Genomic DNA, 332 nt, shown 5'->3' with positions numbered 1-332 from the left:
GAGGTTCTTGAAGTCCTGATCGTAGTCGGGGGTCTGCTGGCTCATCGGGTGTTTCTGTCATCCAGTGGGAATCGAGCGGGTCCCGGCTGTGCTCGAGCCGGAACAGGGCATGGACCAGGTTGTGCAGTTCCGCGGAGCTGTCCTGCTCGAGCAGCGCCTTCTCATCGAGGGTGAGGTAGCGCATCTGCGGCCGGTAGGTCTCCAGCCCGCCGGGGACGTGCTGGATCAGTGCCTCGATTTCGGCCGCCGCCGACCAGTCCGGAGGGTCAGCGTACCACGCTCGCCTCGGGGGTCTGGAGCATGGGCACCTTCGCGATCTGTGTGGGTAACAC

Annotated in this window: 1 pseudogene; it reads right to left on the bottom strand. The window is 64.8% G+C overall.

Annotated features, from left to right (window positions below):
* Window positions 1-184, bottom strand: a pseudogene (locus LRF89_RS13415) (hypothetical protein); the annotation flags it as partial.
* Window positions 185-332 lie beyond the last annotated feature (148 nt).

The sequence above is a fragment of the Halorhodospira sp. 9621 genome (genome assembly GCF_022228055.1).
Lineage (GTDB): Bacteria > Pseudomonadota > Gammaproteobacteria > Nitrococcales > Halorhodospiraceae > Halorhodospira > Halorhodospira halophila_A.
The sequence above is the reverse complement of the archived record's forward strand: the minus strand, read 5'-3'. Positions and strand labels throughout refer to the sequence as shown.